Raw genomic sequence first — 13938 nt, forward strand, 5'->3', positions numbered from 1 at the left:
TCCCCTGAAGGTGGCTGTCACGACATGGGGGACGAGGATGCGCGGACTGATCAGGGTGGGGCTGGCCGGCGCGGTGGTGTTCGGCGCGGTGATGACGGCGAGCCCGGCGGACGCCGAGCCGCGGCACGGCGGGAGCACCGGGGCCGTGCGGCCGGCCGCCGATCATGAAAAGGTGGGGAGGAGCGAAGGGGGCGATCATGACCGCGCCGGTGATCTATGAGATCGGCACCTGGCCGTGGCTGGCCGGGCTGAGCCGGCGGTACGGCAGGCCGGTCACCCTGGCCGACGTCCCCGCCGAGGTGTGGGACGAGATCGCCGCCCCCGGAGTGGACGCGGTCTGGCTGATGGGCGTCTGGGAGCGCAGCCCCGCCGGTCTGGCCGTCGCCCGGGAGAACGACCTGCTCCAGCGCGCCTTCCGGGCCGCCCTGCCGGACCTGGCCGACGCCGATGTGGTCGGCTCGCCGTACTGCGTCCGGCGGTACCGGGCCGACGACCGGCTCGGCGGCCCGGACGGCCTGGCCACGGCCCGTGCCGAGCTGCGCCGCCGGGGCCTGCGGCTGATCCTCGACTACGTGCCGAACCATGTGGCGCCGGACCACCCGGCGGCCGTCGAGAACCCGGAATGGTTCGTCCACGGCACCCCGGACGACCTGGACACCGACCCGCGGGCCTGGTTCGCGGCGGACGGCCGGGTCCTCGCCTTCGGCCGTGACCCGTACTTCCCGCCGTGGCCGGACGTCGCCCAGCTCAACGCGTTCGACCCGGGCCTGCGCGCGGCCACCGCCGACCTGCTGACCCGGATCGGCGAGCAGTGCGACGGCGTCCGCGTCGACATGGCGATGCTGGTCACCAACGACATCTTCGCCGGAACCTGGGGCGACCGGGCCGGCCCGGCGCCCGCCGAGGAGTTCTGGCCACCGATCATCGAGCGGGTCCGGGCCGTCCACCCCGGCCTGATCCTGATCGCCGAGGCCTACTGGGACACCGAGTGGATGCTCCAGGAACAGGGCTTCGACTTCTGCTACGACAAGCGCCTGTACGACCGGCTCGCCCACGAGGACGCCGCCTCGGTCCGCAAGCACCTGCTCGCCGACCGCGGGTACCAGGACCGGCTGCTGCGGTTCACCGAGAACCACGACGAGCCGCGCGCCGCCGCCGCGATCCCCGGCGGGCGCGGGCGGGCCGCCGCGGTCGCCGTCGCCACCCTGCCCGGCGGCACCCTCTGGCACGACGGTCAGTTCGACGGCCGCCGCACCCACCTGCCGGTGTTCCTGGGCCGGTACCCCGACGAGCCGGCCGACCCCGAGCTGCGGTCCTTCCACCGCCGGCTGCTCACCGTCGCGGCCCGGATTCGGCACGGCGAATGGCGCCTGCTCGACACCGGTGGCTGGCCCGACAACCCCACCCACCGCGACGTCCTGGCCTGGTCCTGGCACGACGGCGGTGCCCGCCACCTGATCGTCGTCAACTTCGGCGACCGGCCCGCCCAGGCCCGCGTCCGCCTGCCCTGGCCCGGCCTGGCCACCCGTTCCTGGGAACTCACCGACCTGCTCGACGGCAGGGTCTTCGACCGCGACGGCGACGAGCTCTCCCGGGAGGGCCTCTTCGTCGATCTGCCGGCGTGGGCTACCCACGTCCTGAGCGTCGAGCCTGCCTGATCCGCCGGGCGTGCCGGGCCCGCTGAACGCGCTCGGCCCGGCGCCGGTCGGCGCGGTTGGCGGCGTACGGCATCGGCTTGCCCGGGGGTCCCTCCGCGGGGACGAACCGGAGGACGAGGATCGAGCCGGTCAGGAACAACACTTCCACGGCGATGAATCCCGGCAGGTCGGACCAGTCGTCGAGCGTCATGTCCGGTGAGGTGACCCGGTTCGTGTCGTCCGGATCGACCAGAACGACGACCCGGTCGCCCTCGATCGGCGACCCGGACAGCCGGTCGGTCAGCGCGGTGTGCAGCAGGCCGTCCCACTGGAACTCGACGGTCCACTCGGGGGCGACGGTGGCGTGCCCGATCCGCGCGTCGGTGCGCACCGCGTGCAGAGCGAACCGCCACTCCATCAGGCCCTCGTAGGCGGTGTAGAGCCCGATCGCCACGACGAACGCGATCAAGCCCCACGCGATCTCGCGAATGGTCTTCCTCACGAGATCATGGTGACAGCCACACGCGTCAATACGGCAGTCCGCGCCTCGCCTACCGGGGCAGGGTCACGGTGAACGGGTGTCGAAGGCGGCTCCTGAGGCGTGACCGCCGTCTCATCGCATCGGGAATTATCGATTCCTGACTCCGGTTGAGCGGGTCACGAGAGGCGGACAGAGCCCCTCACCGGAGACGGAGAGAGTGATCAGAATGAGCCAGCAGAAGATCATCGCGGTTGTCGGCGCCACCGGTTCCCAGGGCGGCGGACTGGTCAAGGCGATCCTGGCCGACAAGTCCGGCGAGTACGCGGTCCGGGCCCTGACCAGGGATACCACCTCGCCCCGCGCCCAAGAGCTGGTCAAGCTCGGCGCCGAGGTGGTGGAGGCGGACAACTACGACGCCGAGAGCCTGGAGCGGGCGTTCGCCGGGGCGTACGGCGCCTTCCTGGTGACTAACTTCTGGGCGCACATGTCCGCCGAGAAGGAGCTGGAGGAGGCCGCCAACCTGGCGGGCGCCGCCCAGCGGGCCGGCCTGAAGCACGTGATCTGGTCCACCCTCGAGGACACCCGCGACCACATCGCGGTGGACGACGCCAGGATGCCGACCCTGCAGGAGAAGTACAAGGTTCCGCACTTCGACGCCAAGGCCGAGGCGGACGAGCTGTTCCGGGCGGCCGGGGTGCCCACCACGTTCCTGCGGACCACTTTCTACTGGGAGAACCTCGCCAACGGCTGGGGCGCCACCCGCGACGCGGACGGCGTGCTCACGCTGAGCCTGCCGATGGGGGAGAGCAGGCTCGCCGGGATCGCGGTCGAGGACATCGGCAGGACGGCGTACGGGATCCTCCGCGCCGGCGACGAGTACGTGGGCAGGACCGTCCACATCGCCGGCGAGCATCTGACCGGCGAGCAGATCGCGGCCGGGCTGACCCGGGCCGTCGGTGAGCCAGTCGTTTACCGCCCGCTCACCCACGACGCCTACCGTGGTCTCGGTTTCCCCGGCGCCGACGAGGCGGGCAACATGTTGCAGTACTACACCGAGTTCGAGGACTACTTCACCGGCGTCCGCGATCTCGCCGAGGTCCGCCGGCTCAACCCGGAGCTGCAGACCTTCGACCAGTGGCTCGCCGCGAACGGTCACACCATTCCCACCGCGTGACAAACGGGTAGGAACCACCGCATAAGATCCAGCGGTGCTCATCCGCGACCTGACCGCACGTTGCCTGGGAATCGTCGGCGCACCCTGGTTCAGCATCGCCGGATTCGCGGTCATCGTGATCAACGCGGCGTGCCTCGGCCTGGAGACCTACTCCGGGATCGAGGCCGCCGCGGGACCGTTCCTGCGGTTCGTCGAGCACCTGTGCGTCACCGGCTTCGCGGTGGAGCTGCTGATCCGGTTCGGCGCCTCGCTGGACCGCCCGTCCGGCTTCTTCCGCGACCGGTGGAACCTGTTCGACCTGGCCATCCTCGTTGCCCCGCTGCTGCCCGGCATCCGCGAGAACGTGACGGTGCTGCGGCTGCTGCGCCTGGCCCGGATCGTCCGCGCGTTCCGGCTCTTCCCCAGCCTGCGGGTGATCCTGGTCGGCATCCGGCGCAGCCTGCCCGGCCTCGGCAGCTTCCTGCTGATCACCGTCCTGGTGATCTACGGGTACGCGATGGTCGGCTGGATGCTGTTCGGCACGGCCCAGCCCGAGCGGTACGGCACGGTCGGCCAGGCCATGCTCAGCCTCTTCCTGCTGCTCTCCCTGGACGGCATCACCGACATCCTGGCGGCCGGCCGCGAGGTCACCCCGCTCGCCGTGCCGTACTACGTGTCCTACATGGTGATGGCCTGCTACCTGCTGACGAACCTGCTGGTCGGGCTGGTGCTGACCGCGCTGCAGGAGGCCGCGGAGTCCGAACGGGCCGCCGGCCGCGGCAAGCGGAACGGCCCGCCCATCCCGGTCGAGCACTCCCCGCACCACCAGATCGCCAAGCTGCGCGAAGCCCTGGACGCCCTGGAGGCGCAGCTCACGATCCCGCAGCAGCTTCCGCCGCCGGAGCCGGTGGATGCCCGTGCCCCGGGCCGCGCGGGGTGACGGCGGCGACGGCCAGGTCGACGATGCCGTCGGCGTAGGTGTCGGTCAGCGGGCCGGTGCGCAGCAGCCAGCGGTGGTAGAGCGGGCCGAACAGCAGCTCGACGACCTGGTCCAGGGGCGCGTCGGCGCGGACCTGCCCGGCGGTGCGGGCGGATTCGAGGCGGGTGCGGACGGCGTCGAGCTGGGGGCGCAGCAGGCGGTCGCGGACCTGGGCGGCGAGCTCGTCGTCGGCGAGGGTCTCGATGGTGAGGGCGCGGGTGGTGGCGGACAGGCGCGGGTCGGCGAACTCGGCGACCGTGGCCCGCAGCACCGCCCGCAGGTCGGCGCGCAGGTCGCCGGTGTCGGGCAGCTCGATCGTGCCGGGCAGGCCGTCGGCGAGGGCGTCCAGGATGACCGCGCCCTTGCCGCGCCACCAGCGGTAGATCGTCTGTTTGCCGACGCCGGCGCGGGCGGCGATGGCCTCGATGGTCACGGCGGGATAGCCGGTCTCGGCCAGCAGCTCGAGCGCGGCGGCGAGGATCGCGCGGCGGGAGTTCTCGTTGCGTCGGGGCGTCACGCCGAAATTCTATAACGAGACGCAACGTCTCGTCTTGACGGCACGGTGCGGGTGTGCGAACCTCGTTCAAGCGAGACGCAACGTCTCGTCTTAGTCAAGGGGATCGCATGCCGCATATCGCCGTCGTCAGCATTCCGTTCCACGGGCACGTCAACCCGAGCCTGGAGATCGTCCGGACGCTCGTGCGGCGCGGCCACCGGGTCACCTACGCCAACGACGCCCGGTTCCAGGACGTCGTCGAGAGCACCGGCGCCGAGCTGCGGCCGTACGTGTCGAAGCTCCCCGCCGACGGCGGCGCCGGCAGCGACGACCCGATCGACCACCTCACCTTCTTCCTGGACGACGCGATCGCGATGCTGCCGCAGCTGCGGGCCGCCTATCAGGACGACAAGCCGGACCTTTTTCTGTACGACATCGCCGGCGCCCCGGCCCGGCTCCTCGGCGAGCAGTGGGGCATCCCGGCGATCCAGCTCTCCTCGACGTACGTGGCCTGGGCGGGGTACGAGGAGGAGATGGCGCCGATGATCGAGGCGATGCGGGCCGACCCGCGCGGCGCCGCCTACTACCAGCGGTTCACCGCGTGGCTGACCGCGGAGGGATCGTCGGTCACCGACAGCCTCGCGTTCCAGGGCCGCCCCGTACGCAGCCTGGTCCTCCCGCCGGAGGCCCTCCAGCCGAACGCGGACCGGGTGGACCGTTCGGTCTACAGCTTCGTCGGGCCGGTCCTCGGCGACCGTTCCGATCAGGGCCCCTGGGCCCGCCCGGCCGGCGCGGAGAAGGTCCTGCTGGTCTCGCTCGGTTCCGAGTTCACCAGGCAGCCGGAGTTCTACCGCCGCGCGATCGCCGCCTTCGGCGACCTGCCGGGCTGGCACACCGTCCTGCAGATCGGCAAGCACGTCGACCCGGCCGAGCTGGGCCCGGTGCCGGACAGCGTCGAGGTGCGGTCCTGGGTGCCGCAGCTCGCCGTCCTGGAGCAGGCCGACGCCTTCGTCACCCACGCGGGCATGGGCGGCAGCAGCGAGGGCCTCTACTGCGGCACCCCGATGATCGCCGCCCCGCAGGCCGCCGACCAGTTCGCCAACGCCGAGCAGCTCGCCGCCCTCGGGGTCGCCCGGGTCGTCGACTCCGCGACCGTCACGGCCGCCGAACTGCGCTCGGCGCTGCTCGACCTCACCGGCGACCCGGCGGTGCTCGCCCGCAGCGCCGAGCTGAAACGGCAGGCCCGCGCGGCAGGCGGCGCCGACCGGGCAGCCGACCTGATCGAAGCCGCGCTGGCCGGATAGCTAGTGCGTTGTCCACGAACGTTCACCGGCTTCCGCTGTTGCTTCACGCCTATTGTCTTGTATAAAGTAGGCTTATGCCTAGGAAGCGGGTGGAGGGTGCCGGTCCGGTGGTGCATCGCACTGCCCGGATCGGCCTGCGCCTGACCCGAGGCCAGCGGCAGCGGTGCTTCGGCCTGCTGCGCTCCGCCGGTGACCTGTGGGCCTGCGTGCTGGAGATCAACGCGTGGTGGCGGCGCGGTGACCGGCCGGCTGCCGGCTATCAGGAGCTGTGCCGGCTGTTGACCGAGTCCGGGCCGGGCACGTTCCAGGAGCTGGACAGCGCGGGCGCCCGGTCGGTGTTACGTCGTTACAGTGACGCCTGGTTCTCCGCCGCCGCGCCACCGCCGCCCGCGCCCCGAGCAAAGGGCAACGCGGCTCCCGGTGCTGGCGCAAGACCCGACGCCGCGCCCGCCTGGTCGAAGGTCGGCATCGGCGGCAGGTCCGTCAAGCCCTGCACGAAGCGGCAAAAATCGTGATCGGCTGGGCGGTCGACCAACAGGTCGGGACGTTGACGGTCGGTAACCCGCGCGGGGTCCTGGACCTGCCGGCCGGGCGGCGGCACAACCTGCGGTTACGGCAGTGGCAGATCGGCCGGACCCTGCAGGTCCTGCAGGACAAAGCCGCCCTCGCCGGGATCCGGGTCCACCCGGTCGACGAACGTGGCAGCTCCTCCACCTGCCCCGCCTGCCACCGGCGCATCCCCGAACCGCGCGGCAGGACCATGACCTGCCGGCATTGCACATTCTCCGGACACCGTGGTCTCACCGCGGCGTTCACCATCGCCACCGCACCCCGGGCAGCGCCACCACCACCAGCGTCAGGTGGGGTGGTCACGTCACCGTCGAGCCGGACGGCACCCGCCCGGTGTCCGAAACGCACGACGTGCCCCCCGCCGCCACCACACGGCAGCAGGAGGGTCGGTTGGCCAGCGGAGGCCCGCCCCACCACCCCCGGCGGGGAGTCGCTCGCACACACCCGTGCACGAGGATCCACAACATCACCGGCACCAACCCGGTGAACGTTCGTGGACACTGCACTAGTCTCCTAGGATGACCGAGATCATGGTGGCGTCGACCGCCGACCGGCCGCGCATCGTGGACTCCCTCGTCGCGGCGTTCGCCGCCGACCCGGTGCTGCGGTTCCTGTTTCCGGCCGATGTGGACTACCCGGAGCAGGCGGCGGCCTTCTTCGGGCACCTCTTCGACAAGCGGGTCGAGCGGGGCACCGTCTGGACCGTCGAGGGCGGCGCGTCCACCGCGATCTGGGAGCCGCCCGGCGGCGGCACCCCGGCCGGCGAGCTGGACGTGCCGGCCGAGGCGTACGAGCGGGTGAAGGCGTACGACGAGGCGGTGCACGCGGCCCTGCCGGACGAGCCGTTCTGGTACCTCGGGGTGCTCGGCACCGACCCCGCGTTCGCCGGGCGCCGGCTGGGCCGGGCGGTGATGGCGGCCGGGCTGCGCCGGGCCGCCGAGGACGGGCTGCCGGCGGTGCTGGAGACCAGCACGCCGGTCAACGTCGGGATCTACCGCCGGGCCGGCTGGGAGGTGGTCGCCGAGGTCAGCGTGCCACTGCCGATCTGGGTGATGCGTCATCCCGGAGCACCCGCGACGCGGTGAGCCAGATGCCGATGATCAGCAGCAGTTCGCCCACGTTGCCGATCCAGAAGGCGACCGCGCCGGCCGCCGCGGCGGCGAACATCGCGACCGAGCCGCCCAGCAGCCACGGCTGACCGGCCCGGGCCAGCAGCACGCCGAGGCCGATCAGCACCAGGATGGTGACGATCGCCGGGACGGGCGGGCCGTGCGCGGCGGCGTTGGTGTAGCGCAGGGTGTCGGCGTACCGGGTCGGCTCGAGATCGAGGGCGACGATGTCGAGCCGGATCCCGGCGGCGATCAGCACGACGGTCAGCACGCCGAGGGCGGCAGGCACCCCGGCGCCGACGAGCGTGCGGACGCCGTGCCGCCGGCCGAGCCCGACCGCGACCATGATGAGCAGCGGGACCAGCAGGGCGTGCGTGACATACCGCGGCACCGACAGGGTCCGCAGCGTGTCGCCCTCGCCGATCGTGGCGCCGATCGCGAGGACGGCGTTGTCCCCGACCAGCGCCAGGCCGACCAGGATCAGCAGGGTGAGCGACCGGTCCGGCCGGTGGCGGCGCAGCACGGCGACCCGGCTCAGCAGGACGGCCTGTGCGACGGCGATCAGGCCGAGGAGCGCGCTGAGCATCCGTACCCCTTGTTTCGTTGGGGGAAACGTCGTTCCGTCAACGTAGACGCGTGGCGGCCGGTAGGCAAGGTCGCGCCTGCGGCCACCTGTGGTTCATCTGTCGTTCCCACGGATTTCACAGGGAGCGTCGAGGTCGCTCTGTCCTCGATCGCCGTGGACAGGCGTCATGAACCGCCCGCACGGCGCCGACCATGCCGGGCACGCCCTGCGTGCGCCCGGCAGACTGCACTCGTTCAACCGGTACGAGATCAAGGAGACCCGGGACGCCGGGTTCATCTTCCTGGTGATGAGCGAGCTGATCGGCAGGCTGGGCGAGCGGACCGGCGGCCAGCGGGTCACGGTCCTGACCGGGTACGACCAGACGGACCTCTGATGAGACGGCGGCTGGTCCACCGGATCCCGGTTCGGGGTCCGGCACTACTGGAAACTGCTCGCCACCTGCGCTGCCGTCCTGGTCGCGTTCCCGGTGGTGTTCAGTACGGTCCGGGTCGCGCCGCTGGTCACGAGTGCCGGCGACGCCGGCGGCGGCGAGGTCTCGGTGAACATCGCCGGAACGACCGATCTGTTCGACGCGGCCCGGGCGCACACCATCCGGATCACCTTCCGGGACAAGGCGTATCAGGACCTGCTCGACTCGTTCGGGAAGGACGGGGCCGGGGCGGATTCGGAGGCGGGCACAGGCTCAAGGAACGGTTCCTGGCCACGCACGAGTTCATCACGAAGGCGTGAGATGCCCGGCCGGCTGCCAAGACCCCCCAAGGCAACCGGCCGGCACGGCGACGACAGTCGGCAGGCTCACCCCGTACCTGAGGAAATTCCGTCCTCGGAGAAATCCAGGCCGAGCAGGCGGTCGAACAGGCGCAGCCGGAACACCACCGTCAGCGAGAGGTACCAGAGGATCAGCGCGGGCAGCACCACGAAGAACACCGGCTTCGACGGCTTCATCAGGCCGAAGTACTCCCAGAGGACCGGGACGTTCAGGACCGCGCTGAAGATCACGAACAGGGCGATGACCAGGTACGCGGGCCGCCGGTCGCCGGTCGGCGGGGTCCACGCGCCGAACGCCCGCGAGTACGGCAGCAGGAAGCTGATCAGCAGGAACGACGCGAAGCAGAAGAACGTCGACAGGCCGGTCTGCGCCAGGATGGTCGCGGCGGCCTCGGTGAAGTCGACGTCGACGCCGGAGGTGAGGCCGGTGGACCGCTCGAACTCGTGGATGATCCGTTCGGGGGTGCGGCCGGAGCTGAACCCGTGCGTGATCATCGAGTAGAGGATCGCGTAGATCGCGGTGCCGAAGCTGGCGGTGACCACGGCGGCCGGCGCCACGAACCGCACCAGGTTGCGCAGCATGTGCGGGTCCGGTGGGGTCGGCTTCGCCCACATGGTGAGGAACACGGTGGGGATGCCGACGGTGAACATGGTCAGACCGACCTGCGTCGGCGAGTACGGGAACGACAGCCCCAGCATGGTCACCGACAGGATCACCAGGCCCTGGCTGGCCACCCGGGCCAGGAAGACGTAGAGCGACACCCCGATCCCGTTGATGATCTTCCGGCCTTCGTGCTGGGCCGGTGGCAGCGCCGCGAAACTGTCGTCGACCAGCACGATGTCGGCGACGTCGCGGGTCACCGCGCTGCCCGAGCGCATCGCCACGCCGACGTGCGCCTGCTTGAGGGCGCGGGCGTCGTTCACCCCGTCGCCGATCATCGCGACGTACCGGCCCCGGCGGCGCAGCGACCGTACGATCCGTTCCTTGTGCTCCGGCGCGACCCGGCCGAACACGCTGGTCCGGGCGACGACCGCGTCCAGCGCCGGATCGTCCAGGCCGTCCAGGGCCGCGCCGGGAACCGGTTCGTCGCCGGCGATCCCGGCCCGCGCGGCGATCGCGGCCACGGTCCGCGGATCGTCGCCGGACAGCACCTTGATCCGTACGCCGTCGGCGTGCAGCCGGGCCACCGTCGCGACGACCTCCGGGCGCAACTCGTCGGCGAGCACGGCGAGCGCCACCGGCTCCAGCATCGGCAGGTCCGGCCGGCCCGCGTCGTCGCGCAGCCCGTCGGCGGCCCGGGCCAGCAGCAGCACCCGCAGCCCGCGCCCGGTCCGCTCGGTCACCTCGCCGGCGGGCAGCGGCTGCCGCAGCCGGCCGGCGAGCGCGTCGGGGGCGCCCAGCACCCACGTGCCGTCGTCCGCGGTGACCAGCCCGGACCAGCGCAGCGACGACGAGAACGGCACCTCGTCGCGGATCTCCCAGACCGGCCCGCTGAGCGCGCCGAGGATCGCCATCGCGGTCAGGTTGGGGCTGGCGCAGTTGTGCGCGATCCCGCCGAGCGCCTCGGCCGCCTCGTTGTACTCGTGTTCGCCCAGCGGCACGATCTCGTCCAGGGTGAGCTGCCCGGTGGTCAGCGTGCCGGTCTTGTCGGTGCAGACGACGTCCACGTTGCTGACCGACTCGACCGCGTTGACCTGCTGCACCAGCGCGCCGTGCCGGGCGATCCGGACGGCCCCGGCGGTGTAGGCCAGGGCGATCAGAAAGAACAGGCCGTACGGTACGAGGCCGGACAGCACCGCGGTGATCTGTACGACCCGCAGCACGCTGAACCCCTCGAGCGCCGCCTGCGCCAGGATGCACCCGCTCATCAGCGCGGTCAGCGCCATCACGAGCCGCACGATGAAGTCGATGCGCCGCTGCAACGGGGTCTTGTCGGTGGTGCTGCGCCGGGCCTCGGCGGTGAGCCGGCCGGCGTAACTGTCCGCCCCGACGTCCCGGGCCTGCATGTGTCCGTCGCCGGCCACGCACAGGCTGCCGGAGCGCAGGTCGTCGCCGGGGTGCTTGACCACCGGATCGGACTCGCCGGTCAGCAGCGACTCGTCGGCCTCCAGGCGGCCGCCGTCCAGCAGCGGCCCGTCCACCACGATCTGGTCGCCGGGCCGGACCCGCAGCACGTCACCTCGTACCACCTGGTCGGGGGTGATCTCGGCCTCCTGGCCGTCCCGCACCACCAGCACCCCGGTGCGCTCCAGCAGCTGCAGCCGGTCCAGTTTGTGCTTGGCCCGGATCTCCTGGCTCGCGTTGATCACCGCGTTGATCAGGCCGAGACCGACACTGACCAGGGCGTCGCTGTAGCGGCCCAGCACCAGCAGCGCCCCGCCGATCACGAACAGGATCAGGTTGTAGAACGAGAACACGTTGGTGCGCAGGATCTCCGCGTAGCCGCGGGTACCGCCCTGCACAGCGGTGTTCGCCTCGCCCCGCCGGCGCCGGGCCTCCGCCTCCGCCGTGGTCAGACCACCGGCCGGCGCGAGCGTCACCTGTTTCACACCTAACCGTACATTTGGGATGACCGGCTTCGAGGCCGTTTTCGCCCGGGTCCGCACCGGCCACCGTATGTTTGGTTCTTGTGCACCATGCGTCACGATGTTGCTCGCCGCTCGCCCCTAGCGTCGACTCGACCGCGCCCGGCTGCGCCGCCGGTTCCCCTCCCTGCGTAAGCGAGTCGACATGTCTGCTGAACCGGATGTCAGCGTCGTCATCCCGACCTGCAACCGCCCGCACCTGGCGGCCCGCGCGGTCGGCAGCGCCCTGGCCCAGACCCACCGTGACCTCGAGGTGGTCGTCGTCGTCGACGGGCCGGACGAGGACACCGCCCGGACTCTGGCCGGCATCGGCGACCCCCGGCTGCGGGTGATCGTCCTGCCGGAACGCGGCCGGGCCCCGCACGCCCGCAACGTCGGCGCCCGCGCGGCCCGCGGCCGGTACACCGCCCTGCTCGACGACGACGACGAGTGGCTGCCGGAGAAGATCGCGGTGCAGCTCGGCCTCGCCGCCGGATCGTCCGCCCGGCTGCCGGTCGTCGCCAGCCGCCTGATCAACCGGACCCCGCGTGCCGACTCGGTCATGCCGCGCCGGCTGCCCGGACCCGGCGAGCCGCTCAGCGAGTACTTCACCGTCCGGCGGGGACTGTTCTACGGCGACGGCTTCATCCAGACGTCGACCATCCTGGCGCCGACGGAGTTGCTGCGCCGGATACCGTTCACCGAGGATCTGCGCCGCCAGCAGGAGCTGGACTGGGCGCTCCGGGTGATCCGGGAGGACGACGTGGAGCTGATCTACGCCCCGGAGCCGCTGGTGCTCTGGCATCAGGACGAGGACCGGGAGCGGATCAGCCTGCAGAACCCGTACGAGGAACAGCTGGAATGGCTCCGCGGCAGCCGGCACCTGTTCACCCCGCGGGCGTACGCGGCCTTCACCCTCAGCGTGCTCAGCTCGATGGCCGCGCCGTCCCGCCGGCGCCGCGACTTCCGGGAACTGCTCGCCGAGGCCCGCCGCAACGGCCGCCCCGGCGCCCTCGACTACCTCACCCACCTGCAGATCTGGGCCCTGCCACCGGCCGTGCGGCACCGCCTCCGCGACATCGTCGTCGGCCGCCGCGCCGCCACCGAGGCCCGCGAGCCGGTCGATGTCGCCTGACCGCCGGCGGGTCGCCATCTGGCGCAGCGCGCTGCTGCTCGGCTCCGAGACGTTCATCCGGGGCCAGGGGGACGCGCTGAGCCGCTGGTCACCGATTTACGTGGGGGCGACCCGGGTGGATTCGGCGCTGGCCCGGCCGGACGACGTGATCACCTTCCCGGACGGTCCCCCCGGGCGCCGCGAGTTCATGCGCCTGCGGCTGTCCGGCGCCAGCCCCCGGCTGCGCGGCGTGCTCGCCGGGGTCCGGCCCCACCTGGTGCACGCCCACTTCGGAGGTGACGGCTGGCTGGTCAGCCGGACCGCGCAGCAGCTCGGCGTCCCGCTGATCGTCACCGTGCACGGCCACGACGTCACCCGCCAGCCGCAGAGCCCCGGCCTGCACGGCCTCCGTTACCGCCGTAACCTGCGCGGCGTCTTCGCCCGGGCCACCCTGGTCGTCGCCGTGTCCGAGGTGATCCGCGGCCACGCCGAGAGATGGGGCGCCGACCCTGCCAAGGTCCGCGTGCACTACACCGGCGTCGAGGTGCCCGCCGCCGTCCCGATGGTCCCGAAACGGTGGGACGTCGCGTTCGTCGGCCGGTTCGTCGCCAAGAAGGGCGTCGACGACCTGCTCACCGCCCTGTCCCGGATGAGCACGCCACGGCCGCGCGCCCTGCTCATCGGCGACGGCCCGCTGCTCCCCGCGATGCGCGACCGGGCCGAGCGCCTGGGTGTCGACGCCACCTTCGTCGGCAGCCAGCCGCCCGAGTCCGTCCAGCGGCACCTCGCCGAGTCGCGGATGCTGGCCGCCCCGTCGAAGACCGCCCCCGACGGCGACACCGAGGGCCTGCCCACCACGATCCTGGAGGCCGGCGCGCTGGGCCTGCCGGTGGTGGCCACCCGGCACAGCGGCATCCCGGAGGCGGTGCTCGACGGGCGGACCGGGCTGCTCGTCCCGGAGGCCGACCCGGACGCCCTGGCCGCCGCCGTCACCCGCCTGCTCGGCGACGCGGACCTGCGGCGGCGCTTCGGCACCCACGCCCGCGACCATGTCACGGCCGGCTTCAACCTGCACACCCAGACCGGCCGCCTGGAGGACCTCTACGACGAGGCCGCCGCAACCGCCCCCGCACCGGCCCACTGACCTTGCCCGGCTGGTTGTCAGGGCTGTCTCAG

Annotated in this window: 16 protein-coding genes; 11 read left to right on the forward strand and 5 right to left on the reverse strand. The window is 72.1% G+C overall.

Features of this window, described 5'->3' with window-relative positions; translation table 11 throughout:
• Positions 1 to 37: 37 nt before the first annotated feature.
• Together ACZ3II_RS41335 and ACZ3II_RS41340 are read left to right on the forward strand one after the other, a co-directional pair.
• Complete coding sequence (locus tag ACZ3II_RS41335; protein WP_465525938.1) at positions 38 to 220, forward strand: hypothetical protein; 183 nt, start codon at positions 38 to 40, stop codon at positions 218 to 220.
• Positions 198 to 1658 carry an alpha-amylase gene (locus tag ACZ3II_RS41340; protein WP_465525940.1) on the forward strand — a complete coding sequence of 487 codons (1461 nt, stop codon included), beginning with the start codon at positions 198 to 200 and terminating at the stop codon, positions 1656 to 1658. The genes ACZ3II_RS41335 and ACZ3II_RS41340 overlap by 23 nt, the downstream gene beginning before the upstream one ends.
• Here ACZ3II_RS41340 and ACZ3II_RS41345 read toward each other — a convergent pair.
• The gene (locus ACZ3II_RS41345) at positions 1627 to 2139 is read right to left on the reverse strand and encodes a hypothetical protein (protein WP_465525942.1); all 513 of its coding nucleotides are present in this window, start codon (positions 2137 to 2139) and stop codon (positions 1627 to 1629) included. The genes ACZ3II_RS41340 and ACZ3II_RS41345 overlap by 32 nt on opposite strands.
• Before the next feature lie 205 nt (positions 2140 to 2344).
• Here ACZ3II_RS41345 and ACZ3II_RS41350 point away from each other — a divergent pair, with 205 nt between their 5' ends.
• Entirely contained in the window at positions 2345 to 3292 is a 948-nt protein-coding gene (locus tag ACZ3II_RS41350) for an NmrA/HSCARG family protein (protein ID WP_465525944.1), read from the forward strand.
• 34 nt (positions 3293 to 3326) lie between these two features.
• Positions 3327 to 4211 (forward strand): ion transporter, encoded by an 885-nt coding sequence (locus ACZ3II_RS41355; RefSeq protein ID WP_465525946.1) that lies wholly within the window; start codon positions 3327 to 3329, stop codon positions 4209 to 4211.
• Here the strand turns inward: ACZ3II_RS41355 and ACZ3II_RS41360 are convergent.
• Complete coding sequence (locus tag ACZ3II_RS41360) at positions 4144 to 4767, reverse strand: TetR/AcrR family transcriptional regulator (RefSeq protein WP_465525948.1); 624 nt, start codon at positions 4765 to 4767, stop codon at positions 4144 to 4146. The genes ACZ3II_RS41355 and ACZ3II_RS41360 overlap by 68 nt on opposite strands.
• A gap of 107 nt (positions 4768 to 4874) precedes the next feature.
• Here ACZ3II_RS41360 and ACZ3II_RS41365 point away from each other — a divergent pair, with 107 nt between their 5' ends.
• The 4 genes from ACZ3II_RS41365 to ACZ3II_RS41380 all read left to right on the forward strand — a co-directional run bounded on the left by ACZ3II_RS41365 (position 4875) and on the right by ACZ3II_RS41380 (position 7705).
• Positions 4875 to 6050, forward strand: a complete 1176-nt coding sequence (locus ACZ3II_RS41365; RefSeq protein WP_465525950.1) for a macrolide family glycosyltransferase — start codon at positions 4875 to 4877, stop codon at positions 6048 to 6050.
• Between the two features lie 107 nt (positions 6051 to 6157).
• On the forward strand, positions 6158 to 6565 hold the full coding sequence (locus ACZ3II_RS41370) for a hypothetical protein (RefSeq protein ID WP_465525952.1): 408 nt from the start codon (positions 6158 to 6160) through the stop codon (positions 6563 to 6565).
• The gene (locus ACZ3II_RS41375; protein WP_465525954.1) at positions 6562 to 7107 is read left to right on the forward strand and encodes a zinc ribbon domain-containing protein; all 546 of its coding nucleotides are present in this window, start codon (positions 6562 to 6564) and stop codon (positions 7105 to 7107) included. The genes ACZ3II_RS41370 and ACZ3II_RS41375 overlap by 4 nt, the downstream gene beginning before the upstream one ends.
• A 31-nt stretch (positions 7108 to 7138) precedes the next feature.
• Positions 7139 to 7705 carry a GNAT family N-acetyltransferase gene (locus ACZ3II_RS41380; protein ID WP_465525956.1) on the forward strand — a complete coding sequence of 189 codons (567 nt, stop codon included), beginning with the start codon at positions 7139 to 7141 and terminating at the stop codon, positions 7703 to 7705.
• On the opposite strand, the gene ACZ3II_RS41385 is transcribed toward ACZ3II_RS41380, so the two are convergent.
• On the reverse strand, positions 7647 to 8315 hold the full coding sequence (locus ACZ3II_RS41385) for a hypothetical protein (RefSeq protein WP_465525958.1): 669 nt from the start codon (positions 8313 to 8315) through the stop codon (positions 7647 to 7649). The two genes, ACZ3II_RS41380 and ACZ3II_RS41385, sit on opposite strands and share 59 nt — an antisense overlap.
• Positions 8316 to 8481: 166 nt before the next feature.
• On the opposite strand from ACZ3II_RS41385, the gene ACZ3II_RS41390 reads away from it, so the two are divergent.
• Positions 8482 to 8688 (forward strand): hypothetical protein, encoded by a 207-nt coding sequence (locus ACZ3II_RS41390; protein ID WP_465525960.1) that lies wholly within the window; start codon positions 8482 to 8484, stop codon positions 8686 to 8688.
• A gap of 44 nt (positions 8689 to 8732) precedes the next feature.
• On the opposite strand, the gene ACZ3II_RS41395 is transcribed toward ACZ3II_RS41390, so the two are convergent.
• Together ACZ3II_RS41395 and ACZ3II_RS41400 are read right to left on the reverse strand one after the other, a co-directional pair.
• Entirely contained in the window at positions 8733 to 8906 is a 174-nt protein-coding gene (locus ACZ3II_RS41395) for a hypothetical protein (protein ID WP_465525962.1), read from the reverse strand.
• A 204-nt stretch (positions 8907 to 9110) separates the two neighbouring features.
• Positions 9111 to 11624, reverse strand: coding sequence for an HAD-IC family P-type ATPase (locus tag ACZ3II_RS41400; RefSeq protein WP_465525964.1), 2514 nt, complete (start codon positions 11622 to 11624; stop codon positions 9111 to 9113).
• Between the two features lie 190 nt (positions 11625 to 11814).
• Between ACZ3II_RS41400 and ACZ3II_RS41405 the strand changes: the two genes are divergently transcribed.
• Together ACZ3II_RS41405 and ACZ3II_RS41410 are read left to right on the forward strand one after the other, a co-directional pair.
• Positions 11815 to 12783 carry a glycosyltransferase family 2 protein gene (locus tag ACZ3II_RS41405; protein ID WP_465525966.1) on the forward strand — a complete coding sequence of 323 codons (969 nt, stop codon included), beginning with the start codon at positions 11815 to 11817 and terminating at the stop codon, positions 12781 to 12783.
• The gene (locus ACZ3II_RS41410; RefSeq protein ID WP_465525968.1) at positions 12773 to 13906 is read left to right on the forward strand and encodes a glycosyltransferase; all 1134 of its coding nucleotides are present in this window, start codon (positions 12773 to 12775) and stop codon (positions 13904 to 13906) included. Before ACZ3II_RS41405 ends, ACZ3II_RS41410 begins: the two co-directional genes overlap by 11 nt.
• Positions 13907 to 13938 lie beyond the last annotated feature (32 nt).

It is taken from the genome of Actinoplanes sp. NPDC019969 (assembly GCF_055562375.1).

Coding starts and splice junctions, on each gene's coding strand:
- ACZ3II_RS41390 (WP_465525960.1), top strand. CDS start 8,482: ATGAACCGCCCGCACGGCGCCGACCATGCCGGGCACGCCCTGCGTGCG.
- ACZ3II_RS41405 (WP_465525966.1), top strand. CDS start 11,815: ATGTCTGCTGAACCGGATGTCAGCGTCGTCATCCCGACCTGCAACCGC.
- ACZ3II_RS41410 (WP_465525968.1), top strand. CDS start 12,773: ATGTCGCCTGACCGCCGGCGGGTCGCCATCTGGCGCAGCGCGCTGCTG.
- ACZ3II_RS41385 (WP_465525958.1), bottom strand. CDS start 8,315: ATGCTCAGCGCGCTCCTCGGCCTGATCGCCGTCGCACAGGCCGTCCTG.
- ACZ3II_RS41340 (WP_465525940.1), top strand. CDS start 198: ATGACCGCGCCGGTGATCTATGAGATCGGCACCTGGCCGTGGCTGGCC.
- ACZ3II_RS41380 (WP_465525956.1), top strand. CDS start 7,139: ATGACCGAGATCATGGTGGCGTCGACCGCCGACCGGCCGCGCATCGTG.
- ACZ3II_RS41350 (WP_465525944.1), top strand. CDS start 2,345: ATGAGCCAGCAGAAGATCATCGCGGTTGTCGGCGCCACCGGTTCCCAG.
- ACZ3II_RS41365 (WP_465525950.1), top strand. CDS start 4,875: ATGCCGCATATCGCCGTCGTCAGCATTCCGTTCCACGGGCACGTCAAC.
- ACZ3II_RS41335 (WP_465525938.1), top strand. CDS start 38: ATGCGCGGACTGATCAGGGTGGGGCTGGCCGGCGCGGTGGTGTTCGGC.
- ACZ3II_RS41395 (WP_465525962.1), bottom strand. CDS start 8,906: ATGGTGTGCGCCCGGGCCGCGTCGAACAGATCGGTCGTTCCGGCGATG.